This window comes from Nocardiopsis tropica, assembly GCF_042660575.1.
In the GTDB taxonomy this organism is placed as follows: Bacteria; Actinomycetota; Actinomycetes; order Streptosporangiales; family Streptosporangiaceae; genus Nocardiopsis; species Nocardiopsis tropica.
Genome location: NZ_JBHSUF010000022.1, coordinates 97,764 through 120,385 on the forward strand (window position 1 = coordinate 97,764; position 22,622 = coordinate 120,385).

Annotated in this window: 24 protein-coding genes; 13 read left to right on the plus strand and 11 right to left on the minus strand. The window is 71.5% G+C overall.

The features are described 5' to 3' along the window. Positions 1-350: 350 nt before the first annotated feature. Entirely contained in the window at positions 351-1,802 is a 1,452-nt protein-coding gene (locus ACFQBR_RS28125; protein ID WP_344178097.1) for an MFS transporter, read from the minus strand. 158 nt (positions 1,803-1,960) lie between these two features. Between ACFQBR_RS28125 and ACFQBR_RS28130 the strand changes: the two genes are divergently transcribed. Both ACFQBR_RS28130 and ACFQBR_RS28135 read left to right on the plus strand, forming a co-directional pair. After that, entirely contained in the window at positions 1,961-2,752 is a 792-nt protein-coding gene (locus ACFQBR_RS28130) for an AraC family transcriptional regulator (RefSeq protein WP_344178099.1), read from the plus strand. A gap of 215 nt (positions 2,753-2,967) precedes the next feature. Next, on the plus strand, positions 2,968-3,174 hold the full coding sequence (locus ACFQBR_RS28135; protein WP_344178101.1) for a hypothetical protein: 207 nt from the start codon (positions 2,968-2,970) through the stop codon (positions 3,172-3,174). A gap of 673 nt (positions 3,175-3,847) precedes the next feature. Here the strand turns inward: ACFQBR_RS28135 and ACFQBR_RS28140 are convergent. The 3 genes from ACFQBR_RS28140 to ACFQBR_RS28150 form a co-directional block, all read right to left on the minus strand. Then, entirely contained in the window at positions 3,848-4,504 is a 657-nt protein-coding gene (locus ACFQBR_RS28140) for a hypothetical protein (protein WP_344178103.1), read from the minus strand. A 427-nt stretch (positions 4,505-4,931) separates the two neighbouring features. Continuing rightward, a complete protein-coding gene (locus tag ACFQBR_RS28145) occupies positions 4,932-5,510 on the minus strand; it encodes a hypothetical protein (RefSeq protein ID WP_344178106.1) in 579 nt (192 codons plus the stop codon). Positions 5,511-5,513: 3 nt separating this feature from the next. Beyond that, positions 5,514-5,849, minus strand: coding sequence for a PadR family transcriptional regulator (locus tag ACFQBR_RS28150; protein WP_344178108.1), 336 nt, complete (start codon positions 5,847-5,849; stop codon positions 5,514-5,516). A 420-nt stretch (positions 5,850-6,269) separates the two neighbouring features. On the opposite strand from ACFQBR_RS28150, the gene ACFQBR_RS28155 reads away from it, so the two are divergent. From ACFQBR_RS28155 to ACFQBR_RS28175, 5 genes are all read left to right on the plus strand, one after another. Next, complete coding sequence (locus ACFQBR_RS28155; protein WP_344178110.1) at positions 6,270-7,250, plus strand: ArsR/SmtB family transcription factor; 981 nt, start codon at positions 6,270-6,272, stop codon at positions 7,248-7,250. Between the two features lie 293 nt (positions 7,251-7,543). Further along, positions 7,544-7,933, plus strand: a complete 390-nt coding sequence (locus ACFQBR_RS28160) for a hypothetical protein (protein WP_344178112.1) — start codon at positions 7,544-7,546, stop codon at positions 7,931-7,933. Positions 7,934-8,160: 227 nt separating this feature from the next. Continuing rightward, complete coding sequence (locus ACFQBR_RS28165; RefSeq protein WP_344178114.1) at positions 8,161-9,336, plus strand: sensor histidine kinase; 1,176 nt, start codon at positions 8,161-8,163, stop codon at positions 9,334-9,336. Further along, a complete protein-coding gene (locus ACFQBR_RS28170; RefSeq protein WP_344178116.1) occupies positions 9,333-10,013 on the plus strand; it encodes a response regulator transcription factor in 681 nt (226 codons plus the stop codon). Before ACFQBR_RS28165 ends, ACFQBR_RS28170 begins: the two co-directional genes overlap by 4 nt. A gap of 177 nt (positions 10,014-10,190) precedes the next feature. Then, the gene (locus ACFQBR_RS28175) at positions 10,191-11,003 is read left to right on the plus strand and encodes a CPBP family intramembrane glutamic endopeptidase (protein ID WP_344178118.1); all 813 of its coding nucleotides are present in this window, start codon (positions 10,191-10,193) and stop codon (positions 11,001-11,003) included. Between the two features lie 63 nt (positions 11,004-11,066). Here the strand turns inward: ACFQBR_RS28175 and ACFQBR_RS28180 are convergent, their stop codons facing one another. Beyond that, positions 11,067-11,372, minus strand: coding sequence for a hypothetical protein (locus ACFQBR_RS28180; protein WP_344178120.1), 306 nt, complete (start codon positions 11,370-11,372; stop codon positions 11,067-11,069). Between the two features lie 74 nt (positions 11,373-11,446). Further along, a complete protein-coding gene (locus ACFQBR_RS28185) occupies positions 11,447-13,012 on the minus strand; it encodes a molybdopterin-dependent oxidoreductase (RefSeq protein ID WP_344178122.1) in 1,566 nt (521 codons plus the stop codon). Between the two features lie 151 nt (positions 13,013-13,163). Here ACFQBR_RS28185 and sigK point away from each other — a divergent pair, with 151 nt between their 5' ends. Together sigK and ACFQBR_RS28195 are read left to right on the plus strand one after the other, a co-directional pair. Then, positions 13,164-13,784 (plus strand): ECF RNA polymerase sigma factor SigK, encoded by a 621-nt coding sequence (gene sigK / locus ACFQBR_RS28190; RefSeq protein WP_344178124.1) that lies wholly within the window; start codon positions 13,164-13,166, stop codon positions 13,782-13,784. Continuing rightward, positions 13,781-14,503 carry an anti-sigma factor gene (locus tag ACFQBR_RS28195; protein ID WP_267944824.1) on the plus strand — a complete coding sequence of 241 codons (723 nt, stop codon included), beginning with the start codon at positions 13,781-13,783 and terminating at the stop codon, positions 14,501-14,503. Before sigK ends, ACFQBR_RS28195 begins: the two co-directional genes overlap by 4 nt. Before the next feature lie 419 nt (positions 14,504-14,922). Here the strand turns inward: ACFQBR_RS28195 and ACFQBR_RS28200 are convergent, their stop codons facing one another. Then, positions 14,923-15,519 carry a TetR/AcrR family transcriptional regulator gene (locus ACFQBR_RS28200; RefSeq protein ID WP_344178128.1) on the minus strand — a complete coding sequence of 199 codons (597 nt, stop codon included), beginning with the start codon at positions 15,517-15,519 and terminating at the stop codon, positions 14,923-14,925. A 110-nt stretch (positions 15,520-15,629) separates the two neighbouring features. Between ACFQBR_RS28200 and ACFQBR_RS28205 the strand changes: the two genes are divergently transcribed. After that, positions 15,630-15,875: a hypothetical protein gene (locus ACFQBR_RS28205; protein ID WP_344178131.1), complete on the plus strand. Its 246-nt coding sequence runs from the start codon at positions 15,630-15,632 to the stop codon at positions 15,873-15,875. 48 nt (positions 15,876-15,923) lie between these two features. On the opposite strand, the gene ACFQBR_RS28210 is transcribed toward ACFQBR_RS28205, so the two are convergent. Beyond that, the gene (locus tag ACFQBR_RS28210; RefSeq protein WP_344178133.1) at positions 15,924-17,501 is read right to left on the minus strand and encodes an alpha/beta hydrolase; all 1,578 of its coding nucleotides are present in this window, start codon (positions 17,499-17,501) and stop codon (positions 15,924-15,926) included. A 123-nt stretch (positions 17,502-17,624) separates the two neighbouring features. Continuing rightward, complete coding sequence (locus ACFQBR_RS28215; RefSeq protein WP_344178135.1) at positions 17,625-18,323, minus strand: hypothetical protein; 699 nt, start codon at positions 18,321-18,323, stop codon at positions 17,625-17,627. Between the two features lie 113 nt (positions 18,324-18,436). On the opposite strand from ACFQBR_RS28215, the gene ACFQBR_RS28220 reads away from it, so the two are divergent. Then, a complete protein-coding gene (locus ACFQBR_RS28220) occupies positions 18,437-19,099 on the plus strand; it encodes a TetR/AcrR family transcriptional regulator (RefSeq protein ID WP_344178137.1) in 663 nt (220 codons plus the stop codon). Between the two features lie 362 nt (positions 19,100-19,461). Here ACFQBR_RS28220 and ACFQBR_RS28225 read toward each other — a convergent pair whose 3' ends face one another. Beyond that, complete coding sequence (locus ACFQBR_RS28225; RefSeq protein ID WP_344178139.1) at positions 19,462-20,700, minus strand: DUF1684 domain-containing protein; 1,239 nt, start codon at positions 20,698-20,700, stop codon at positions 19,462-19,464. A 110-nt stretch (positions 20,701-20,810) separates the two neighbouring features. On the opposite strand from ACFQBR_RS28225, the gene ACFQBR_RS28230 reads away from it, so the two are divergent. Next, positions 20,811-21,401 carry a helix-turn-helix domain-containing protein gene (locus ACFQBR_RS28230; RefSeq protein WP_344178142.1) on the plus strand — a complete coding sequence of 197 codons (591 nt, stop codon included), beginning with the start codon at positions 20,811-20,813 and terminating at the stop codon, positions 21,399-21,401. A gap of 30 nt (positions 21,402-21,431) precedes the next feature. Here the strand turns inward: ACFQBR_RS28230 and ACFQBR_RS28235 are convergent, their stop codons facing one another. Next, a complete protein-coding gene (locus tag ACFQBR_RS28235; protein WP_344178144.1) occupies positions 21,432-21,725 on the minus strand; it encodes an NUDIX hydrolase in 294 nt (97 codons plus the stop codon). A 325-nt stretch (positions 21,726-22,050) separates the two neighbouring features. On the opposite strand from ACFQBR_RS28235, the gene ACFQBR_RS28240 reads away from it, so the two are divergent. Beyond that, positions 22,051-22,512: a VOC family protein gene (locus ACFQBR_RS28240; protein ID WP_344178146.1), complete on the plus strand. Its 462-nt coding sequence runs from the start codon at positions 22,051-22,053 to the stop codon at positions 22,510-22,512. The last annotated feature ends 110 nt before the right edge of the window (positions 22,513-22,622 follow it).

Consider the following 22,622-nt stretch of genomic DNA (forward strand, 5'->3'; position numbering starts at 1 on the left):
GCGGTCGGGCCGGACGACGAACTGCACCGCGATCCAGTACGCCGACCACAGGGCGCCCAGTGCCAGCACGGTCTCCACGGCCTTGGGAACCAACCCCATCGTGTGCTCCGTGTCCCGGGGGTCCACCCCCGCGTAGAGGGCTCCGCCCACCGCCAGGGGAGCGCACGCCGCCATCACGACCGTGATCAGCTCCCCGGTGACCGTGGCTGCCTGGCTGGGCTGGCCCCCTGCGACCTCATCCGTAGCCGGCTGGGCAAGCACTCGGGTGGTGGTCTTGTCGTGGAACCCCGGGCCCGGACGAGGACCGGGGACACGGGTCCGTGGAGTCGGAATCGAGCGGCCGCAGGCGGCTACCCCTGCTGTGCCGGGGTCTGGCCGGTGTCGACGGATCCCGGGTGGCGGCTCCCGAGCAGCATGGCGATGAGGGCGGCGCCGAGCGCGAGCAGCACGGCGGCGGCGACGAGCGCGAACGAGAAGCCCTCCGTCGCGGCGAGCGACGGGCCGACCGCGCCGGTGAGGGCGTCGCTGCGGTGCACGGCCAGGGCGACCAGCACCGCCAGGCCCACAGCACCGCCCACCTGTTGGACGGAGCTGAAGAGAGCCGCGCCCAGGCCGGCGTTCTCCTCGGTGGTGCCAGTCACCGCGGCGACGGCCAGGGCGGGCAGGCTCAGGCCGCACCCGAGGCTCGTGACGAGCAGGCCGGGAAGCACACCGGACGCGTAACCGTCATCCGGCGCCACGCCGGACAGCAGAAGCAGACCGGCCGCGCTGATCAGGAACGACACGATCAGGGTGCGGCGCATCCCGAACCTGAGCACCGCGCGGGAGGAGAGCCACAGGCCCACGAGGATTCCGGCGCCGTAGGGCAGGTAGGCGACACCCGCCTTGAGCGGGCCGTAGCCGAGAACGGTCTGCAGGTGGACCATCAGCAGGAAGGCCATCGCGTAGAAAGCGGCGGAGAACAGCAGGGCCGTGCCGTTGGCCACGGCACGGGGCGGGAAGGCCAGGAACGACAACGGCACCAGCGGCTCGGCCGTACGCGACTCGACCACGAGGAACGCCGCCGCCAAGGCGACGGCGAGGAGCAGCGGTCCCACGAAGGCCGTGCCGCCCCAGCCGGCCTCCCCGGCCCGGAGGAAACCGTAGACCAGGGACACGACGGCGCCGGTGCCCAGTACCGCACCCGGTACGTCCAGGTGTGCTCGGCGGGCGGCCCGGCTCTCGGGGACCACGCGGGGGAGCAGCACCAGGGCCAGAGCGGCCACGGGCAGGTTGATCAGGAAGATCCAGCGCCAGGAGGTGAGGTCGGTCAGCACACCGGAGACGACCAGCCCCATCGTGCCGCCCAGACCCGCGATGCCTCCCCAGATGCCCAGTGCCCCGGCGCGCTCCTCGGTGCCGGGGAACAGGAGTGTGATCAGGGACAGCGCCGCCGGGCCGGCCATGGCCGCGCCCGCCCCCTGGGCGAACCGTCCGGCCACGAGCTGCCATGGCTCCTGGGCCAGTCCGCAGGCGAGGCTCGCCGCACCGAACAGCGCCACGCCGCAGAGGAAGACGCGCCGTCGGCCCAGCAGGTCGGCCGCACGGCCGAACAGCAGCAGCAGCCCGCCGAAGGCGAGGAAGTACGCGTTGGCCACCCAGGCCAGACCCGCGGCGCCGAAGCCGAGCTCGTGCCGGATGCTGGGGAGGGCGACGCTCACCACCGTGTCGTCCAGGACGAGCATGAACTGCACGAAGCACAGCAGGAACAGCGCCAGCCGACGGCGGCCGGCGATCGCGGTGAGGGATGACGCCGAGGTCATGACGCACGCCCCTGCGGCGTGGTCGGCAGTTTCGTCCTGGAGGAGCGCCGTCGGCGCGGATGATTGATCGGCATGCGACGAAGCTACGCACGGGCCGTGTCGGCCACAATCCGCTATGAGGCCACATCGTGTCGAGTTGAGGCCATACCCTGGAGCGCATGAGCGAAGACGACTTGGGAGCCGTTCCACCCGGGGTGGGGACGATCGTCGTCGGGAGCTTCCCCCTGTCGTCGGGGCAGTGGATACCCCCGCACAGCCACACGAAGCACCAGTTGGCCTGGTCCCGACACGGTGTGCTCGGCATCGCCGTCGAGGACACCTACTGGGTCCTGCCGCCCACGCGGGCGCTGTGGGTGCCCGCGGGGGTCGTCCACCGGACCGGTGCGACCCGCGACGCGGTGCTGCGCTGTCTCTACCTCGAACCGGACCAGTGCGGTCTGGACTGGACGGAGCCCACACCGGTAGGCGTCAACGGACTGCTGGCCCACCTGATCGAACACCTCAGTCGGCAGGACCTCGCCGACGACGTACGGCTGCGGGCCGAGGCGGTCGTGCCGGACCTTCTGCACCCCCTGCCGACGATGCCCATCGACGTGCCCCGCCCCGTCGACGGCCGTGTGCGCGCCGTGGCCGACGCGCTGCTCGCCGATCCCGCGGACCGGCGGAGCCTCGAAGCCCACGCACGGGCCGTCGGAGTGAGCCGGCGCACCCTGACACGGCTGTTCGTCGACGACACGGGCATGAGCTTCGACCGCTGGCGCACCCATGTGCGGCTGCGAGCCGCCCTGCCGCTCCTGGCCGAAGGCCGATCCGTGGCCCGGGTCGCACACGCCACGGGGTACGCGACACCGAGCGCGTTCCTGGCGGCGTTCCGCCGAACCGTCGGCACCTCGCCGAGGCGCTACCTCGACGGCGACGCCGTCTTCGAGGCGTCCGACACGAGCCTCTAGCGCTGGTCGGGGCCGGTCTTCCGCCGACCGGTCGGCGGACGGGACGAGGCCGTCGCCCGCCGCGCAGCGCGGCGAGGAGGGGGCCGGAGCGGCGCCGGGCCGTGCGCCGAACAGTCAGATGCACCGGCCACCATGGCAGCGGCAGCGGCGGCCCCGTCGCACTCCGGCGCCCGACCGTCCACAGCACCGAGCCCCCTGACGGAACTGGGTTCCCCGTGCCCGACCGCCTCACCCCGGCACGATTCGTCGCCCTCTACGAGCTGGACGCCGTACCCGGGATCCTCGACCTCCGCGACATCCCTCCCGACCGGCGGCGTCAGGAGTGGTTGATCGACGCCGGGCTCTTCGCACGGTGCGGAAGCGCCGACCCCGACCACGCCTTCCGTCTCAGGCGGGCCTCGCCGTGGTGCGGGAGCACCTGACGTACCCGGAGGAGCGCGATCGCGCGCGGTTGCCGCACCGTTCCGGGAACGAGTACGGCATTCAGCGCGACATCCCGTACTCCCGCGCCGCCTGGACGCGGCTCTGGCCCGGCGCGCAGTGCCTGGCCGCCCCGCCCGCGGGACCCGCGATCCCCGAATGGCGGTTCGGGCAGGGGACGAAGGCGTGGTCCGGGGCTCCTTCCGACGTGCTCGCGGCAGCGGCCGCGCCACAGGAGTCCGGGCACACGCCCGTGGCCTTCGTGGGGGCACGCACGAGGCGGGAGGTCCGAAGGGCTTCTACGTGGAGCCGCGCGGGGGGCTTCCTGTACGTGTACCACGTCGAGGCAGGCCGGTCGGCTCGCGAGGACGGGGCGTGGTTCACGGCAGAGCCGGACGGCTACGCGGACGCGCCGCGCGAGGCCGGATGGAGTGCGGAGCCGGGCGCCCGCCGGTGCGTCCACGTCCGGGAGCCCGGCCAGGGCGGCGACGCCGGGAACGGTGGAGGTCGTGGTTCCCCGCGGGGACGCTGCGACACAGGTGGGATGGGCCTGCCCGACCTCGGAGTGAGCGACGGCGGGTGGGCGGCGGGCGTCGACCCCTGGGCGCGGTGTCCGACGGCACCGACGGGGCGGCCCGCCCGTCGGATGACCTGACCGGAGGGCGCGAAGCGCCGTCAGTCCAGCTCCTCCTCGATCTTCGCCAGCTGTAGGGCCGGCCACCTCGCGACCATGTCCCGCTCCTCCTGTTCGCCCACCTGGCCGCTTCCGTCCCAGACGATGGACTCGACGACCACCGTCCCGGTCCGGACGGCCATGACCGTGACGCCCGGGCCCTCGAACACCACGCCCGCGTCACCCAGATCGGACGGGCGCTCCTCGAAGTCCGGGAGTTCGCCGGAGGTACGGCGCTGGTCTGCCGCCAGCCCGTTCCACGCGGCCTCCGCAGCCTCCTCGTCGTCGTAGGCCAGGACGGTGGACAGGACGCGGAAGAACACGTTCTCCGACTGTTCGAGCACGACCATGCCCACACCGCGCACCTGCCGGCACGCCCAGCCGTCGCCTTCCTCCCGCCACGTCCGGCACTGCTCGTCCAGGTCGGCTTCGACCAGTACGGAACGCCCCTCGTCGTTGTCGGGCGACACCGACAGGGTGCCGGTGAGCCCGTCGTAGGGGATGAACCCCGGCAGGTCCCGCTCGGTCGGGAGTACCGTGTCGAGGTCCGTGGCGTCGAGCGTGGGGGTGGGCCACAGCAGATAAGCGCCGAGGCCGACCAGTGCGGACACGGCGGTCACCACACCGATCAGCGCGCGGCGGCGCGTCGTTCGAGCCATGCCGGTCATGAACACCTTCCGGAGCGGAGCCGGGCGCGGCCACGCTACAGCCGCGCCCGGCCCGGTGGGGGGCGAAGGCCGCATTCGGCCATGAAAAGTCCTGTGCCACGCTCCGTCTGCCGTGCCGGCCCAACGCTGCACTTCCTCGGCCGGACGCGGTGGAGGCGGCCGGCGGCGTCGGCGACCACGGCCGGGGCGACGGGACCGCGCAGGGGGAGAACAGGTGGTCGTCCGCCTCGAAGACGCGCTCGACGTCTTCTTCCACACTCCCGGGAGCCGAGGGCAGGGGCTGCGGGTGGAGGAGAGGCGACGCGGAGCGCACGGTCCCGCTCCGGTTGTTCCTCACGATCCGGCTCCGGGCGGCGGAGGAAACGACGCAGCCTTCGACCGCCGCTGAGCTGGGGGCAGGCCTTCGGGCAGAGCGATGTCAGCCGTGGTGTCCGGCAGTCCCGGCCGGGGGTTCGGTGCCGGGGGCGAAGCCGTGCCGGGCCAGCACCGAGCCGCGGTCGGGCCGGACGACGAACTGCACCACAATCCAGTACGCCGACCACAGGGCGCCCAGCACCAGCACGGTCTCCACTGCCCTGGGAACCAATCCCATCGTGTGCTCCGTGCCCCAGGGGTCCATCCCCGCGTAGAGGGCTCCGCCCACCGCCAGGGGAGCGCACGCCGTCATCACGGCCACGAGTGAGACTAGGCCCCAGCCGAAGCGGCGCACCTCGAACCAGCGCCCGGCCGCGTCGTCGCGGGCCCACATCCGGTACCGGTAGGGGAGTCGGGAGCCGAAGAGGCGGTAACCGGCCCACGCCCACAGCGGCGGCCTCTCACGCAGGCGTGTGCGCACCCCCGCCAGGGCCAGCCCCCGCAGCTCGGCGCGGTCCACCGCGTCTGCGCCGGGGGCACGCAGCTCCAGTGCGGTGGCCACGATCTCCTCGCCGCGGCTCTCCCGGTAGTGGCGCGGGTACCAGCGCAGTGCCCGGCGCAGCTGCTGTTCGTAGGCGTCCATCGGTCAGGCTCCTCCTGGCTGGGGGCGGGGGCCGGGGTTGAGCAGGCGGTGGGCGAGCTCGGCGAGGCGGGCCATGCGCTCGGTCTCGGCGGCCAGGACCGCGTGCCCCCGGCCGGTGAGCCGGTAGTAGCGGCGGTTGCGCCCGTTGACGACCTCCTCGCCCGCGGCCTCGACCAGACCCTGGTCGCCCAGGCGGTCCAGGGCCCCGTACAGGGTGCCGGCGCCGAGCTTGACCTTGTCCTCGGACAGCCGGCGCACGGAGGTGATGATCCCGTAGCCGTGGGTGGGCCCCTCGGTCAGGGCCAGGAGGACGAGATAGCTCTGCTCACTCAACTTCATACAGAGGATATATATCAGGTGCCGACATATTAAGTCCAGAGGTTCGTGTTGGCAAGCGACCGCGGTGCCGCTGAGGCGCCGGTTGCTCAATGTGACGCTTCCCGTCCACAAGAGGACACAGGGTTACGAACTCGGCCCTGAGTCCTCTACGTTGAGCGCGGCGCGTCACCGAGAGACCTCGGTCCGCACACGCTTGCCTCCTCTGAACCGGAGCTCCCCTTGCGCATGAAGACCTTCCCCGCCCCCGGCCTGGTCGGCCTCACGGCTACCGGACTGTTCGCGACCGTCGCTCCCGCCGACGCCTTTCCTGTGCCGCGGTACTGATTCCCCGACCCGTTCACCTCCCCGAGTTCCGCCCGATCCGCCGCGCCTCATGCGCGGCGCACAGAGGCCTCGTCACACCAGGTGGGAATGGCAACGATGGTAAGAATCCACTTCACCAGCACCGACTTCGCGCGAACCGTGGTGGCGGCGGAGCCCGACCCCATGTGGGAGACGCTGCTCAGCCTTCACATGCTCCAGAGCCGGGACGGGCGCAGGGTGTTCGGGCCCTGGCGCCGCACGCTCGGAGGGGTTCCTTCCGAGTCACTGCGCGACGTGCTGCCCTTTGCGCCCCCGCGCGGCTACTCTCCCGATTTCCTCACCCCCGCGGGGGCCATCGGACATGTGGAGGAGGGGATCGACGTCCTCGCGGGCACGCCGCGCTCGCGACTGCGCGGCGACCTGGAGGTCCTCGGACGCGACCGGAGACTGCCAGGATGGAGCTCGGACCTGGCGAGGGGAGGCACGGGCGCCCTTCGCAGGCTCACGGGCGCCTTGCGCGACCACCACGACCGCGCCCTGGCGCCCCACTGGGACTCCGTCCGCCGGCATGTCCACGCCGACCGGGCCCTGCGCGCCCGCACGCTGCTCCAGGGCGGCGTCGACTCCCTGCTCTCCGGCCTGAGCCCGGCCCTGGACTGGCAGCCCCCCGTGCTGGAGATGCGGAGTCTGCTCACCGACCGGGACCTGCACCTGGACGGGCGAGGACTGCGCCTGATCCCGTCCTTCTTCTGTTGGCGCGCTCCCATTCTGCTCCGGGATCCCTCCCTGCCGCCCGTCCTGGTCTACCCCGTCGACCACGACGCGGTGGAGGCCGACTGGATCTCAGGCGGGCGGGGGCGCCGTGGCGACGAGGCGCTGGGAAACCTCCTCGGCCGGACCCGGGCCGAGGTCCTGTGCACAGTGGCCCGTCACGGGCACTCCACCACCCAGGTGGCCCGCCACGTCGGCGTCTCCATGGCGACGGCGAGCCAGCACCTGAGTGTGCTGCGGGAGAACGGCCTGGTCGCCACACACCGGCTCGGCTCCTCCTCGCACCACACCGCCACACCCCTGGGACGTGGCCTGTGCGGTGGTTGAGCGGTGGTCCGGCTCCGCGCTTCCGAGGGTGCGCCCGGTGAACCGGCCTTTCCACGGTCCGGCGGGGCGTCGTCGACCTCCACCGACCGGACGCCCCGGTACCGGCTGCCTGGTGGAGGCCCACCCGCAACTGGGAGGTCCCGTTCCCTGGACGCCACTCCTACCTGTGCCTTTAGGGCACGGCCGAAGGTTGTTGCCGGTCCGAAGCCGTTGAGCGGAGGATATGAACGACAACGGGAACCCGCTCCGCCAGCGGCAGACGGGCCCGCACCCCCTGTGAAAGTGGAACCCCCATGCGCATGAAAAGCCTCCTCGCCACCACGCTGGTCGGCCTCATGGCCACCGGTCTGTTCGCGACCGCCGCACCTGCCTCCGCCGCCGCGGCACCCTCCGCGGCCCCGGCCGAAGAGGTGTCGGCCCAGGCCTACCGCGTCTACGCCTGGGGCGGCCAGACCCCGGTGCGCTCCCAGCCCCGCAACACCAGCACCCAGATCAGCCACGTCGTGGGCCCCAACTACTACAACGCCGAGTGCTGGGGCCACTACCAGTGGATCGACTACCGCGGTTACCGAAGCGACGTGTGGGTTCGGCTGCGCCTGAACTCCGGCGGCATCGGCTGGGTCACCGCGATCGCCCTCAGCGGCGACTACAAGGCCAACCTGCCAGTGGGCGCGCGGTGCTGATCGCCTGACCGCGGCCCAGGACGTCTCCGCACCGCGAGCGGTGCGGAGACGTCCGTGCTCGGGTCGGTTGCTGCATCTCGGGTGCCTTGCAGATGAGGCCGGATCCTGTTCCGATGTCCCTGGCAGCCCGCAGCCCGCAGCCCGCAGCCCGCAGCCCGGCGCCGGTTCGCGACCACTGTGCAATGCGTTTTGTCCGACCCCGCGGCGGCGCGGGATAGTCTGCTCGGGTGTTCGAGACAACGGCGTGGAAGGAGCGTGTGCTCCGGCCCGCACGAAGAGTGGGAGCGGCCGATGCCCTGCTCCCAGCGGCCCTCGTGGCCCTGTCCTTCGTCCCCGGAATCGCCCACCAGGGGGTCGATCTGGTGGAACTGCCGGACGACCGGTCCCTGGACACTCTGGGCCTGACCCTCATCGCCGCCCAGGCCGCCCCCCTCGCCCTCCGGCGCCGGTTCCCCCTCACCTGCCTGGTCGTGGTCGCCGCCGCGTTCACCGCCTTCCAACTGCTGCGCTACCCCAACGCCTTCGCCTCCCTCGCGCTGATCGTGGCCCTGTACACCGCCGGCACGCGCCCGCCGCGCCGCCCCGTGCCGGTGATCGCGGGGGCGGTCGCCGTCTACGCGCTCGTCTGCTCCTTCCTGCACCTCGCGGGCTCGCGCGCCACCGTGGCCGACTACTTCGCCTTCGGCCTCGTCCTGGCCGCGTGCTGCGCTCTCGGCGGGTGGGTGCGCGCCCGGGCCCTGGACGCGGAGGAGCGCCGCCGCCGAGCGGAGGCGGACGCCGCCGCCGCCGAACGGGCCCGTATCGCCCGCGACCTGCACGACGTCGTCACCCACCACGTCACCTCGATGGTGGTCCAGGCAGACACGGCGGGCTACCTGCTCGGGCAATCCGACCGGGTGGGAACCACCCTGACCAGCATCGGGGAGACGGGACGGCGCGCACTGGACGATCTCCGGCACCTGCTCGGCGTCCTGGACGCGCGCGAGGAACCGGCCGGTCCCTCCCTCGGCGAACTCGCCGGCCTCGTCGAGCGCTCCCGCAGGGCCGGGCAGAACGTGGACCTGGTCGAGGACGGCGAGCCCCGGCCGATGCGCCCCCAGGAGGAGGAAGCCCTGTACCGCGTCGTCCAGGAGTCCGTCACGAACGCGCTCAAGCACGCGCCCGACAGGCACGTCGTCGTCCGCATCGACCACGGGGACGAGGCGGTGGGCGCCCGGATCACCACCGGGGGCGGCGCCCCTTCGGCCGAGGGGAGCGGACCGCCTCGGCTCAATCCTGGCGGCGGTCGCGGCCTGACGGGCCTGCGGGAGAGGGTCGGCGCCGTCGGCGGGGAGCTGCGCGCAGGTCCTTCCGACGACGGGGGCTTCACGGTGCACGCCAACATCCCCAGAGGAGAGAAGTGAACGGTGGTTCGCCCATCCGCGTCGTGGTCTGCGAGGACGACGAGCTGGTGCGCGCCGGGTACGCCGCGGTGCTCGACGCCCAGCCGGACATGGCCGTGGTGGGGCAGGCCGGCGACGGCGCCGAGGCGGTGAGCCTCATCCGGGACCTGCGACCCGACGTCGCGGTGATGGACATCCACATGCCCGGTCTGAGCGGCATCGAGGTGACCGCCCGCCTGGCGGAGCCGCCGGACCCCCACCCGGTGCGGGTCCTGGTGGTGACCACCTTCAACCTGGACGAATACGTCTACGAGGCGCTGCGGGCGGGTGCGAGCGGGTTCCTGCTGAAGGGCACCCCGCTGCACGAGCTGATCGCGGGCGTGCGCACGGTCGCCCGGGGGGAGGCCCTGCTGGCGCCGGCGGTGACCCGGCGGCTCATCGGCGAGTACGCCCTGCGGATCCGCCCCGCCGACCCCGTCCCTCCACCGGTGCACACCGAGCCGCTGACCGGGCGCGAGCACGAGGTGCTGCTCCTCATGGCGGAGGGACTGTCCAACGGTGAGATCGCCGAGCGGATGACGATCGCGCACGAGACCGTCAAGACCCACGTGTCGCGGATCCTCACCAAACTCCGGTTGCGCGACCGGGTCCAGGCCGTCGTGTTCGCCTACCGCTCGGGGCTGGTGCGGCAGGGCTGAGAGCCGGGTCCCCCTTCCGAGCTACCGAATCGCGCTCGCGCGGGTGATGTGGCCGAGAGGGCTCCTTTTCTAGCCTGGGAACCGGTCGGAGCGCCCCCCGCGCTCCGCGTTCCAGGAAGTGGTCCCGACATGTCCCACGACGCCGCACCCGCGTCCACCCCCCGCAGGCTCCGGCAAGTGGCTCCGCGCTTGTTGCTCCTCCTGCTCCTGTTCGGCGTCCTGGCCGCGCTCATCCCCGGTGTGACGAGCGCGGTGGGCACAACGGTGTGGGCCCTGCCCGTCGGCGTCGCGGCGGCGGCCCTGGGCCTGTGGGCCTACCGGCTCGCGATCCGCCGGATCGAGGCGAGGGAGCCGCTGGAACTCTCCCGCGAGGGGGCGGTCCGCGGACTCGGGTGGGGAACGGCGGCCGGCCTCGGCGTGTTCATCGCGACCATCGCGGTCATCGCCGTCTTCGGGGGCTACCGGATCACCGGCTGGGGATCGTTCGAGGCGTTCCTCGCCGTGTGCGGACTGATGTGCGCGGTCGCGGTCGCGGAGGAGCTGCTGTTCCGCGGGGTGCTCTTCCGCGTCGTGGAGGAGGTCTCCGGGACCTGGGGCGCGCTCGCCGTCAGCTCCGTGCTCTTCGGCGGACTGCACCTGGTGAACCCGAACGCGACCCTGTGGGGCGCGCTGGCCATCGCCCTGGAGGCCGGTCTCATGCTCGGCGCCGCCTATGTGGCCACGCGCTCCCTGTGGCTGCCGATCGGTCTGCACCTCGGCTGGAACACGGCGCAGGCCGGGGTCTTCGGCACCGCCGTCTCCGGCAGCGAGGACGCGTTCGCCGGGCTGTTCGCCGGGGAGACGAGCGGGCCCACCGCGCTCAGCGGGGGCGCCTTCGGCCCCGAGGGCAGTGTCTTCGCGGTGCTGCTCTGCGGCGCGGTCACGGTGTACCTGCTGCGCGTGGCCCACCGCAGGGGCCACATCGTGCCCCGGCCCGCGCGCCGGGTCTGAGCTCCTGGTCGCCGCCCGGCCGCGGAGGCGGAGGCCGCCCCTCCTGGGGGCGGCCTCCGTGTGTCAGCCCTCGTCGTCCATGGGCTCCTCGTCCATTCCCTCGTCCATGGGCTCCTCGGACATGTCGTCCCCCATGGGGTCCTCCGACATATCGTCCTCTCCGGACTCCTCCGTCATCTCCTCGGACATGTCATCGGGCATCTCCTCCGACATGTCCTCGTCCGCGGGACCGTCGGTCATCTCCTCGGAGTCCACCGAGTCCCCCTCGCCCCCTGCCGTGTTCTCGCAGGCGGCCAGACCGAGGACGGCGGTGACGGCGATCGCGCCGGCGGCCAGCAGTGTGCGGCTCCGGTGAAAAGTCGTGGGCATGGTGTCTTCTCCTTCTCGTCATGTGCGTTTCCCGCCCGGCTCGCGGTCCGAGCCGGGTGTTCCTCACGGGCGGCTCAGACCACCGTCACGGTGATGCGGTGGTGTCCGGTGGCGCCGGCGGGCGCCGGGGCCGCCCGGTCGGGGGTCTGTACTCGTCCGGCCCGGTCGGTGGCGCGGACGGTGATCGTGTGCTCTCCGGGTTCGGCTTCCCACTCCAGGACCCATTGGCGCCAGGTGTCGGTGCTCCCCTCCGGGGCGAGTTCGGCCTCGGTCCAGGAGCCGTCGTCGAAGCTGACCTCGACCCGGTCGACGCCGGTGCCCTGTGCCCAGGCCACTCCCGCGACCGCGATCCGGCCCCGCTCCGGGCTCGCCCCGTCGCGCGGGGTGTCCACGCGCGACTGGGTCTTGATCGGGCCGCGCTCGGCCCACCCCCGCGGGACCCAGTAGGCGTCGAACGACGCGAAGGTGGTGAGTTCGATGTCGACGATCCACTTGCAGGCCGAAACGTAGCCGTAGAGGCCGGGGACGACCATGCGGACGGGGAAGCCGTGCTCGTGGGACAGGGGGCGTCCGTTCATGCCCACGGCCAGGAGGGCGTCGCGCCCGTCCGTGACGTCGGCGACCGGGGTGCCGATGGTCATGCCGTCCTCGGACCTGGACACCAGTTGGTCGGCGGGCCCGCCCTCGTCGGGAGGGCGCACCCCGGCCTCGGCGAGCAGGGAGGCGAGCGGGACGCCGAGCCAGCGCGCGTTGCCCAGGTAGCCGCCGCCCACCGGGTTGGACACGCAGGTGAGCGTGATGTCCCTTTCGCACAGGTCGGCGTGGCGGAGGAGGTCGTCGTAGGCCAGGACGAGCTCCCGGCGCACGCCGAGGCCGTGGATCCGCAGAGACCAGGTGGAGGCGTCGATGCGGGGGACCGAGAGCGCGGTGTCGATGCGGTAGAAGTCGCTGTCGGGGGTGAAGTACGGGGCGAGGCCGTCGATTTCCAGGTCCACCCCCTCGGGCAGGGGCGCTGCTCTGTCGGCGGGCGTCGGCAGGCGGACGGTGGCCGGGGTGAGGCCGTCGCGGGAGATCCCGGCGGACAGCAGGCGGGCGCCGGCGCCGACTCCGGCCGCGGCGGCCGTGGCCGCTCCGGCGAGGAGGACGAAGCGACGCCGGTCGGGACCGCCCGCGGCGCCCGGAGCGGTCCGGCCGCCCCGTAGTGTGCGGATCGACCAGGTGAGGGCGCCCGCGAAGACGACCGTTCCCGCGGCGGTGGGCAGGGCGTCGAGCGGAACGGCGTCGGGACGGCTGAGTGCGGCGGTCAGACCGGCGCCGGCGAACAGCGCGGCGCCCGCCGCCCCGAGGACGGGGCGCCGGGACGCCGCCACGCCGATCAGGGCCGCCGCGCAGGCGAGGAGGACCCCGATGCCGCTGAGCAGCGCCACCTTGTCCGCAGTGCCGAAGAGGTCGACGGCGAACTGCTTGAGGGGGAGGGGGACCAGGTCGATGACACCGGCGCCGACGGCCTGGACCGGCGTGGCGGTCGGGCGCGACAGAACCGCTCCGACGACTTCGGCCGCGGCCAGGGCGACCGCTGCGGACACGAGTCCGGCCAGGGAGGCCGAGCCCGTGGGAATGCGTCGTGGTGTGTCGGTCATGCCCTTGGTTCGGTGCCGGACCGGCGAGGGCGACTCCGCATTCGGTAACGAAGAGGTGACGAATGCGGAGCGGCGGTCTCCTCGGGCCGCCCGGGACCGAATCCCGGAGTGACGAGGTGGGAAGGTCGGTGGCGAGGTGAGGCGGGCGAGGATGCGCGTTCCCGGATCGGGGGCCCACACGGTGTCGGACGGAGGGCGCGACGACGAGGAGTCCTCCGGCGGGAGGCACGCCCTGTCTGCTCTGCTGCGCGAGGTCGCACTCGGCGACCTGTCGGCGTTCGAGTCGCTCTACCGGGAACTCTCGGGGGCGGTGTTCGGCGTGGCCAGACGTGTGCTGGTGGATACGGCCCAGGCGGAGGAGGTGTGCCAGGAGGTGTTCCTGGAGGTCTGGCGGACCAGTGCCCGCCACGACCCGTCCCTGGGCAGCGTGGGCGCATGGGTGCTGACCATCGCCCACCGCCGGGCGGTGGACCGGGTCCGCTCCGAGCAGGCGGCGTCGGACCGGTTGACCGCGGTCGGCCGCCTGGAACCGCCGGCCACGCCGCACGACACGGTGCCCGAGCAGGTGGAGCACCGGCTGGAGCGGGAGAAGGTGCGCCGCTGTCTGCGGAAGCTGACCGAGCCGCAGCGCGAGGCCGTGCGACTCACCTACTACACGGGGTACACGCAGCGGCAGGTGGCCGACCTCCTGCGGGTACCGCTGACCACGGTCAAGGGACGGCTGCGCGACGGGTTGATCAAACTGAGGGACTGCCTGGGGGTGACGGTGTGAGACGGCGGGGGGAACACGGTCTGACGGCGGGCTACGCCGTCGATGCCCTGGAGCCCGCGGAGGTCCGGGCGGCGGAGCGGCACCTCGCCGAGTGCGAGGACTGCCGGCGCGATCTCGCGGAATTCCGTGAGACAGCGGTGCGCCTGGCGCGCGCGGAGACGGTGCAGCCGAGGGAGGAGGTGTGGGAGTCGATCCTGGCCGAGGCCCGGGTGACACGTCAGAAGCCGCCGACGCGGTCCCGTCCGGCGGAACGGACCCTCCGTTCCCGGAGCGTAGGGCGGTGGCTGCCGTGGGGGCTGGCCGCGTCCCTCGCGCTGTTCTCCATGGTGCTGGCGGGAACTCTGGCGTCCGTCAGCGAGCGGCTCGCCGAGCAGGAGGCCCGGACCTCGGAGGTGGAGACGCTGCTGGCCGCGGCCGACACCAACATGGTCGCGGCGTCGCTGGGCGAGGCCCGGGCCACGGTCTTCGCCTCCTACGACCGCGACGCCGCGGTCCTGGTGGTCGAAGGGCTCTCCGCCGCGCCGGAGGGTATGGCCTACCGCATGTGGTGGGTGGACGGTGACGGGGTCCGACCCGCGGGGGTCATGGAGTCCTCGGGCGAGGGCCGGTACGCGGGTGTGGCCGGTGACATGGGGTTCCCCGACCAGTTGTGGATCTCCCTGGAGCCCGAGGGCGACATGGCGGAGCCGAGCGGTGAGGAGCTCTCCATCGACCTGTGAGGGTACGGCCGTCCGGCCGGGCCCATGACCCCGGAGGCCGGATCCGCCGTCCTATGACGTCTGCGACTGGTCGGCCCACCCGGCGGAGGCCTCCGACGAGGTGGACCCCGCAGTGGTCGCGGGCGGGGGACGCAGGCGTAGCGTGCGCGAGCCCGTGGGAGGCGAGCGGATCCCGGACGGCCGGGTCGGCCGGATTGGTGAAGAGCCCGGTGCAGGTGTCCGTCTCCCCGGTCACAAGACCGTGCACCACGGCCCTGCCGGAATCCTTGGTTGAGGACAACGGTCCTCCGCCGTCCATACCGGCGACCATCAGGGACAGGGCTCGCGGGCCCCTACCCGCGACGACGGAGCTCCGTAGCCCGGGCTGAGAACGCCGTTGTCGCGGCCGAACCCTCGCCCTCCCGGGACATCGCGGACGGTCAGCCGGCGAAGAGTCGGTCCAAGTGGGCGTCGAGGACCGCCAGTGCCCTCTCCCTGGCCACATGGCCGAGGAGCGTCTGCGCCCTCAGCCCCTCCGCCAGTGCGAAGGCCTCGAGTGCCGCCGTCTCGGGATCGGTGCCGGCCGCGACCGCTCCCGCGTCGACCCCCTCGCTCAGCGCCTGCTCCAGGAGGGCCTGGATCCCCGCGTAGCCCTGGAGCAGGAACGCGGCCAGCTGCGGCTCGACCAGCGCCCGCGCCAGGAAGGCGACCCCGATCCGCTGTGCCTCCACCTGGCGGGGGTCTCCGTCGAGCAGGCCGCACAGAACCGTGCGGACGACATCCCGCGGAGACGGCGACGTCGCCGGCGCCAAACGCTTGCGGGTTCCGGCGACGTCGCGGGCGCCCACGTATTCCAGCGCGAACAGCAGCATCTCGTCCTTCGTGCGGAAGTAGTGCTGCACGCGGCCCATCGAGATCCCTGCCTCGGCCGCCACGTCGCGCAGGCTGACGCCCTCCAAGCCCCGTGCGGAGACGAGCGCGCAGACCGCTTCCGCGATCTGGGCGCGCCTCTGCCGGTGGTCCACCTGTCTGGGCATCGCTTCCTCCGTCTCCCGTCCAACGCACCGCATGGGACCACGCCTCACGTGTCAAGGTTACAATGCAGATGCATTGCAATGCGACTGCATTGCCAAGAGAGGAGCTCGGCATGTCAGCAGCACTCCGCCTCATGTTCGGAGAGGCCCGGATCTACGGACTCACCCTGGTCGCCGGCATCCTGCTGATCGTCCAGGGGTACGGGACGGGACTCACCGAACTCCTCTGGGGTGTCGGCTGGGGGCCCCTCGCGTGGGTCGGCGAGCGCGTCGCACTCCCGGACGGCTCACCGTTCCTGCTCGGCTCGCTGGGGTTCGTGTTCGTGCTCGCCACGTGCTTCGCCGTCCAACACGATTGACCACCGTTCACCGGCGCAGGCCGGGGCGGCTGCGCCGGCGGCGACCGTTCACAGGCTGCAGCGGGCGTCCGTGGGCGGGGATTCGAGGTCGAGGAGATACGCGTCGACCACGTCGTCGACGCACTCGCTGCCGCCGAGGAGGTAGGCGCCGTGCTGCTTGCCGTCCACTGTGAGCAGGCTTCCGCCGAGGGCTTGCGCCATCGCGATGCCGCCCTCGTGCGGCGTGACCGGATCGCCGGTGACCGACACGACGAGCGTCTCCGGGAGTCCTTCGACACCGGCGAGCCAGGGCTCGTCACGCGTGGGCGGCGCGGGCCACGCCTCGCACTCGCTGTGGTAGCTCCCCGCCGTGAACACGTCGAGGTCGAACATCGGCGCGACCTCTCCGATCTCGCGTGCGAGCGCAGTCTGTTCCTCCGGCGTCAGACGGGGCGAGTCCATGCAGCGCACGGCGATGTTCGTGTCGAAGTCCGTGCCGTAGGCGCCGTCCGCCGTGCGGGCGTAGAACGCGTCGCGCAGGGCGAGCATCCCGTCGGCGTTCCCCGCCTCGAGCGCGGTCAGGGCGGAGATGACCTCGGGCCACTTCGCTTTGGAGTACAGTCCACCGCTGATCCCGAGGTAGACGTCCCAGACGCTCACCTCCCGGCCGTCGGCGGTCGCCGCCGGTGTCTCGACAAGCGGTTGGACGATCTCGTGCAGACGATCGTTCGCAGTCGCGGGGTCGGGGCCCAGGACGCAGTCGGGCGATTCGGCGCAGAGTGCGGCGAGGTCGTCGAACCGTGCCTGCAGGCCGGCGAACGAGGAGACGCGGAACCCGCTCGCCGTCAGGTCGGGCGCGACGGCGCCGTCGAGCACGATCGCGCGGACCTTCTCCGGGTAGGTCGCGGCGTACATGGCGCCGAGCTCGGAGCCGTAGCTGTAGCCGAGGTAGGTGAGCTTCTCGTCGCCGAGCACCTCCCGCATGACGTCCATGTCGCGGACGACGTTGGTCGACCCGGCGTTGACGAGGTTCGCGACGCCGCCGGAGCCGTCGGCGCAGCGCTCTGCGAGCTCGACCGACTGTTCGGCGCTCGTGATGTCGTACACCGCGCCGAACCGCGGCACGTCGCCCGCGTCGTACTCCTCGTCGGTGTAGCAGTCGAGAGCGGGGGTCGACGATCCGATCCCGCGCGGGTCGAAGCCGACGATGTCGAAGCGCTCGGCGACGGGGTTCGCCTGCCACAGGGGCAGGGTCGATGCCACGAAGTTGGTGCCGGAGCCTCCGGGGCCGCCCGGGTCGATCAGCAGAGAGCCCTCGGTCTCGCCCGTGGCGGGGAGGCGCATGAGCGCGATGTGCGCCCTCTCGCCCTCCGGCTCGTCGTAGTCGAGCGGCACCTCGACCGAGGCGCACTCGAGCGCCGGGTTCGCGAACAGCTCGGCGTCCGCCGCGCTCGTCGCGGTGTCCTCGCACCCGGCCCAGTCGGGCTCTTGCCCGAGGTAGGCGCCGAGATCGGCATCCGTGCCGGAACCCGGTGGAGGAGGAGCGGGCGTGCATCCGGCGAGCAGGAGGAGCACAGCCGTGGCGGACGCGGCGAGTGCGGTCTCGAGGTGTCGTGATCGATGGGGGAGCCGAGGATGTGATCGCATGGGTTTCTCCTGTGCCGAGCCGCGACCGTGTACGAGGGCGCGGCGACGGTTGACGGATCGTTCTTGGGTCAGGGCGCTGAGATGCCCGACAGGGCGGCGACGTGACCGGACAGAGCGGGGATGTCAGCCCCCGAGCCCCTCGGCCTCGGCGTCCAGGAGCCGGTGATGGCGGAAGGTGAGTGCTCGTTCGGTCCCCGCGAGGCCGGTGGTGACGGTGAGAATCGTGTTCGCCCATGCCGGCAGGTCGATGGGCGAGACGAACGGGGTGAAGCGATCGGCCCAGATCGGCAGGTGGGTGGCCGCCTCGAGCAGCTGCGGGGCGAGAAGGATCAGATTGACCGTCAGCACGAGGACGGCGCAGGCAGCGAGGGCACGTCCGATCCCGGGATGACGGCGGGAGAGTCGGGCGCGCCAGTGCTCGGGTGTCCCCGGCGCGGGATCGAGACGTCGCCGGCTGCCGTCCGCGCTGATCAGGTGGATCCGCTGCATGCCGTACCTGTTCGCGGCGACCTCGATGCCGTCCGATCCGAGCGGGAACCGGACCGGCATGTCGGAGGTCTGCACGTGCCGGTCGTCCCGGTAGAGCGAGGCCCGGCCCGCCATGTGATCGACATCGACCGTCGCCGTCGACGCATCGGGAAGGTCGATCGCGAATCGTGTGCGCTGCAGCGAGGGGGAGGTGCGGAACGGCGGCAACGGCGAGCCAGGCTCGGGAGCGGGCGTCGACCACGCTTCCGCATCGCCGTCGAGGCCTTCGAGCCCCTCGAAGCCGTGAGGATCCTTCCGCGCCGCACCGGTCCAGGGCTGGTGCCAGTCGTTCATGCCTCGTCCTGCCCGGGGGCGTCACAGGACGGGGCGCCGCCACGAAATCTATTTAGCATGTCCATGCCAAATAAAGTAGCACAAGCATGCCAAAAAATGGCTAGGATGGCGTCATGCCCAAGAGAGTCGACCCGGATGCCCGCCGAGAGCAGGTCGCCGAGGCCGTGATCGACGAGATCGTCGCGCACGGGATCCGCTCGGTGACCCTCGCTCGGATCGCCGCACGCACCGGCCTGGCCATCGGGAGCATCCGGCACTACTTCGGCGACACCGTTCGCGAGGTCATGCGCTTCACGCTGGGCGTCCTCATGCAGCGCGTCGCGCGCCGAGACGCGACGCTGTCCGACGATCCGGTGGCACGGATCGGGGATGTGATCACCTTCGCCGCGCCGACCAGCGAGCAGGAGCGCCGGGAGAACATCGCTCTCGTCGAATACCGTGTCATGGCGCGCACGGACCCGGAGTTCGCGGCCGACATCGCCGCGACGTCCCTCGCGGGTGCGGAGGTGGTCCGCTCGCTGCTGCGTGAGGCGCTGGTCGACCGTGATGTCGACGAGGAGGCGCTGCACCGTGAGGCGCTCCTGCTGTTCGCGCTGGTCGAGGGCTTCTCGTTCAGTTCGGCGCTGTTCTCCGCCCCGTTGCACGAGACGGACGTCCGTGCCGCCGTGACGGCGACCGTGCAACGTCTGCGCGACGCCTATCCGCCTTTCGGAGAAGTCGTCGAGGGAGCGGCCAGATCTCCTGGGGCCGCCGAGGAGTCACGGAGCTGCAGCTAGTGTGCTGCGAGATCGAAAAAGGCCGCCGACCAGGTTGAACACCCGGTCGGCAGCCTCGATCGAACGATTCAGCGGCTCTTCCTGCGGAACATCTTCTGAAGGGTCCTGCTACGGGTCCGGGTTGTGCTCATGGCTGCCATCGCGGTCGCCGTGACGATCACTCCGTTCTGCACATGGCACCGCCGTCGGCACTCGCCGGGTCCGTGCGAACCCCAGGACCAGTGGGTCGCCGCACATCGGTGAAGCTGCGCTGAGGACATCGCGTACCGAACCTGTCGACCGCCACCACGGGGACAGCGGCTGACAGAGCCCGGCACCGGGGCACGGTCGCGCCCAGGTGCCGGAGACGCCTCAGTGCCGGATCAGCTTCCGTCGCTCGCGTTGCCCCCGTCGGGCGGCGTCATGTTCGCGTATTCCTCGATGCGGTCGATGAGGCCGCCCTTGAAACCGAAGTACATCGCCACGGGCAGCTCGGTGCCGGACCCGTCGGGCATGTTGATGTGCAGCACGTGCTGCTGGAGCACCTCGTCGGGCTTCTGGAACTGACGGGTGATGTCGTACCGCAACGCAACGACACCCCCGCCGCTCGACATCTGCTTGAGCTGCTCGAGGTTCTCCTCGATCGTCTGCTCGCCCTTGCCGTCGTTGTGCCACACGGTGGCCGTGTCCGCGCACATCGCTCGCATGCTCGCGAAGTCGAACTTCTCCAGATGCCGCAGGTACTGGACCGCCTTCTCCATCAGCTCCGGTTCCATGATTCCGTCCTGTCCTTTCTTGTCGGGCTCTGTCATCGTGCTCCTGCTCCTTTCGGCGAGAACGGGCGCACGTTCCCCGGCGTCGACGACGACCGGAAGATGGTTCGCTTCAAGCGGGACCGGGCACGGGAACGCCGTGGAGAACACATGGTGGGGCAGGATCACCTGGTTGAAGTCGACCCGCAGGGTGCTGCCCTCGTCCGGGGGGAGGATCAGCCACCGACCGATCTCGGGTGTGTCGGTGCCGCTGCTGGGATCGGTGAATACCGCCAGACGCAGACCGGGGACGGATTCCAGCACTACCAGGGTGCGCTCCTGGCCGCCCAGCTCGACGACCAGGTCGCCCGGGGCGGACACGGTCTCCTTGCTTCGCGGGCTGGTCAGCCGCCCCACCTCGACAGTACGGCCGGGCACCGCCCGGTACTCGGCGTCCACGACCCAGCTCGGATCGTAGGGATAGCGCGCGATATCGCGCAGCCGCGTGAGAACCGGTGCCGACGGGTCCCAGACGACCATGCCGTAGGTTCCGTTCCGCCCCTGGACGAAACACACCCGCCCGTCGGCAAGCTCCACCTGGCTGCCGGATTCCACTTCCACCGCACCGGTCACCGGCCGCCCGCCGATCGACACCCCGTCCGCAGCGGTGACGGTGAGCGTCAAGACCCCCGATGCACTCACCTCCCATCGACCGGGCAGGCCCGACACCCCCGGCTCGGGATGCGAGAGCATGGCCAGCTGGACGGTTCCCGCCTTGCCACCCGGGCCGGCGACCTCCTCCCAACGGCTCTTCCGCCAGGTCGCGTACTCCACCGGCACACCCGGGTGGCCAGAGTCCTCAGTAGACATAGACTCTCCTGTTCCTGTCGACGCCCGAAACGAGCGCCCTTCAGGTGCCACCCTGCGACGACGCAGCAGGATCTTGCAAACATTGTTGCTGTCCTGGCAAACTGCCTGCCATGAACGACGAGAAGGGTGAGAGCCTCGACGCCGTCGGTCCCCGGCTGCGCAAGCTCCGCCATGAACGTGAGACCACGCTGGCCGCGCTGTCGGCAGCTACCGGCATCTCCATCAGCACGCTGTCCCGGCTGGAGTCCGGCTCCCGGCGACCGACCCTGGAACAACTGCTACCACTGGCCAGAGCCCACGGCGTCACGCTCGACGAACTGGTCGATGCCCCAGCCACCGGTGACCCACGTATTCACCTACGCCCCATCAGCTGCAAAGGGGGCATGACGGTCCTGCCGTTGACCCGGCGCCCCGGCGACATCCAGGCCTACAAGTTCATCCTCCCCGGAAGCGCTCGCCCGGATCAGCCCGCCCCCAAGACCCACGAGGGGTACGAATGGGCCTACGTCCTCAACGGAAAGCTACGGCTCGTGTTCGGTGAACACGACATGGTCCTCTCGCCCGGTGAAGCCGCCGAGTTCGACACCCGCACACCACACTGGTTCGGCGCCGCAACCACCCAGCCAGTGGAATACCTCTGCCTCATCGGACGGCAGGGCGAGCGCGCACACATCCGCGCCCGCACCACTCCCAGGAAATGAACCAGCTCTCCAGTCAGGCAACCACAGCCGTCACCCCGTGACGTCTGCCGAAGTGGCAAACAAGTTTGGTGTTCTCCCACACGGCCGGCCAGTCTCGTGCATCGACCCGGACCGCGGTGGCTTCGGGTGTCCCGCAGGCAGGAGAACGCAACGATGAAACTCGTGCAACGCGGCCTGCTCGGGCGTCTCCCCAGACCTGATGCTCCCGGCCGGAACCTGGAGGCCGACCTCCTCATAGGTGTGGTCGGTGCGCCGGAACACCACCGGTTCACCGTCGCGGACGATGCAGCAGAGCACCTTGTCCTCGACGGTCTTCTCGGGCACGAATCCTCTTCGCCCTCGTGGATATGGCAAGTGGTCGGCGGCGCGGCCGCAGCGGGTGTCGCCCTGACGCCCTACCGTCCTCGGCCGGGCCCGCCCGCCACCGGATGGGGGCGTCGGCGACGTCTGCCCGTAATCGCGGCCTCCTCGGAGGAGGAGCATCGGCTTGTCGAGTGCGGCGGCGGTCGCCGCCGGTTCGAGGTCGCGCAGTTCGAGCGACAGCCCCGAGCAACGGGGTGCTGCGCGAGGCTGCCTCTGTAACCTGTGGCACTTCTCCGAGGAACCGCTATTTCATCGGTCCCGGTCCCGACACGAACGGAGTCACCCGATGAGCCGCGACATACAGGTCACCTTCGACGCCCACGATCCGAGGGCGCTGTCGTTCTTCTGGTGTGAGGTGCTGGGCTACGTCCATTCCGGCCCGCCCGGAGTCGACCTGCCCGAGGGCGCCGACCCGCTGGTCGCCCGGGAAGACTTCCTCACCCGGCTCGGCGTACCGCAGGACCAGCACAACACCACGATGGCCATCGAGGCCCCCGGCGGGCGGGGACCCCGGCTCTTCTTCCAGCGGGTGCCCGAGGGCAAGGTCGTCAAGAACCGTCTCCACCTCGACGTTCGGGTGGATCCGGAGCTGCGGGGACAGGCGCGGATGGCAGCCCTGCAGGCCGAGTCCGACCGTCTTCTCACCCTGGGGGCCTCCCAGCTGCGCCGCCAGGACCCCGAACCGCCGCTGGAGACCGGCTTCATCGTGATGGCCGACCCCGAGGGCAACGAGTTCTGCCTGGACTGACTGTGAGGCTGTGCCCGAAGAGCGGTGTCCACCTCGCCGCAGCCGCGCCGACAGGCTCGGCTTCGGCTCCACCGCCGGCCGAACCCGCCGGTGGAGCCGAAGCTTCGGGC

Excerpts from the sequence above, each read along its gene's own strand:
- ACFQBR_RS28125 (WP_344178097.1), bottom strand. The coding sequence starts at position 1,802 with ATGACCTCGGCGTCATCCCTCACCGCGATCGCCGGCCGCCGTCGGCTG.
- ACFQBR_RS28130 (WP_344178099.1), top strand. The coding sequence starts at position 1,961 with ATGAGCGAAGACGACTTGGGAGCCGTTCCACCCGGGGTGGGGACGATC.
- ACFQBR_RS28140 (WP_344178103.1), bottom strand. The coding sequence starts at position 4,504 with ATGGCTCGAACGACGCGCCGCCGCGCGCTGATCGGTGTGGTGACCGCC.
- ACFQBR_RS28145 (WP_344178106.1), bottom strand. The coding sequence starts at position 5,510 with ATGGACGCCTACGAACAGCAGCTGCGCCGGGCACTGCGCTGGTACCCG.
- ACFQBR_RS28150 (WP_344178108.1), bottom strand. The coding sequence starts at position 5,849 with ATGAAGTTGAGTGAGCAGAGCTATCTCGTCCTCCTGGCCCTGACCGAG.
- ACFQBR_RS28155 (WP_344178110.1), top strand. The coding sequence starts at position 6,270 with ATGGTAAGAATCCACTTCACCAGCACCGACTTCGCGCGAACCGTGGTG.
- ACFQBR_RS28160 (WP_344178112.1), top strand. The coding sequence starts at position 7,544 with ATGCGCATGAAAAGCCTCCTCGCCACCACGCTGGTCGGCCTCATGGCC.
- ACFQBR_RS28180 (WP_344178120.1), bottom strand. The coding sequence starts at position 11,372 with ATGCCCACGACTTTTCACCGGAGCCGCACACTGCTGGCCGCCGGCGCG.
- ACFQBR_RS28185 (WP_344178122.1), bottom strand. The coding sequence starts at position 13,012 with ATGACCGACACACCACGACGCATTCCCACGGGCTCGGCCTCCCTGGCC.
- sigK (WP_344178124.1), top strand. The coding sequence starts at position 13,164 with ATGCGCGTTCCCGGATCGGGGGCCCACACGGTGTCGGACGGAGGGCGC.
- ACFQBR_RS28200 (WP_344178128.1), bottom strand. The coding sequence starts at position 15,519 with ATGCCCAGACAGGTGGACCACCGGCAGAGGCGCGCCCAGATCGCGGAA.
- ACFQBR_RS28205 (WP_344178131.1), top strand. The coding sequence starts at position 15,630 with ATGTCAGCAGCACTCCGCCTCATGTTCGGAGAGGCCCGGATCTACGGA.
- ACFQBR_RS28210 (WP_344178133.1), bottom strand. The coding sequence starts at position 17,501 with ATGCGATCACATCCTCGGCTCCCCCATCGATCACGACACCTCGAGACC.
- ACFQBR_RS28215 (WP_344178135.1), bottom strand. The coding sequence starts at position 18,323 with ATGAACGACTGGCACCAGCCCTGGACCGGTGCGGCGCGGAAGGATCCT.
- ACFQBR_RS28220 (WP_344178137.1), top strand. The coding sequence starts at position 18,437 with ATGCCCAAGAGAGTCGACCCGGATGCCCGCCGAGAGCAGGTCGCCGAG.
- ACFQBR_RS28225 (WP_344178139.1), bottom strand. The coding sequence starts at position 20,700 with ATGTCTACTGAGGACTCTGGCCACCCGGGTGTGCCGGTGGAGTACGCG.
- ACFQBR_RS28230 (WP_344178142.1), top strand. The coding sequence starts at position 20,811 with ATGAACGACGAGAAGGGTGAGAGCCTCGACGCCGTCGGTCCCCGGCTG.
- ACFQBR_RS28240 (WP_344178146.1), top strand. The coding sequence starts at position 22,051 with ATGAGCCGCGACATACAGGTCACCTTCGACGCCCACGATCCGAGGGCG.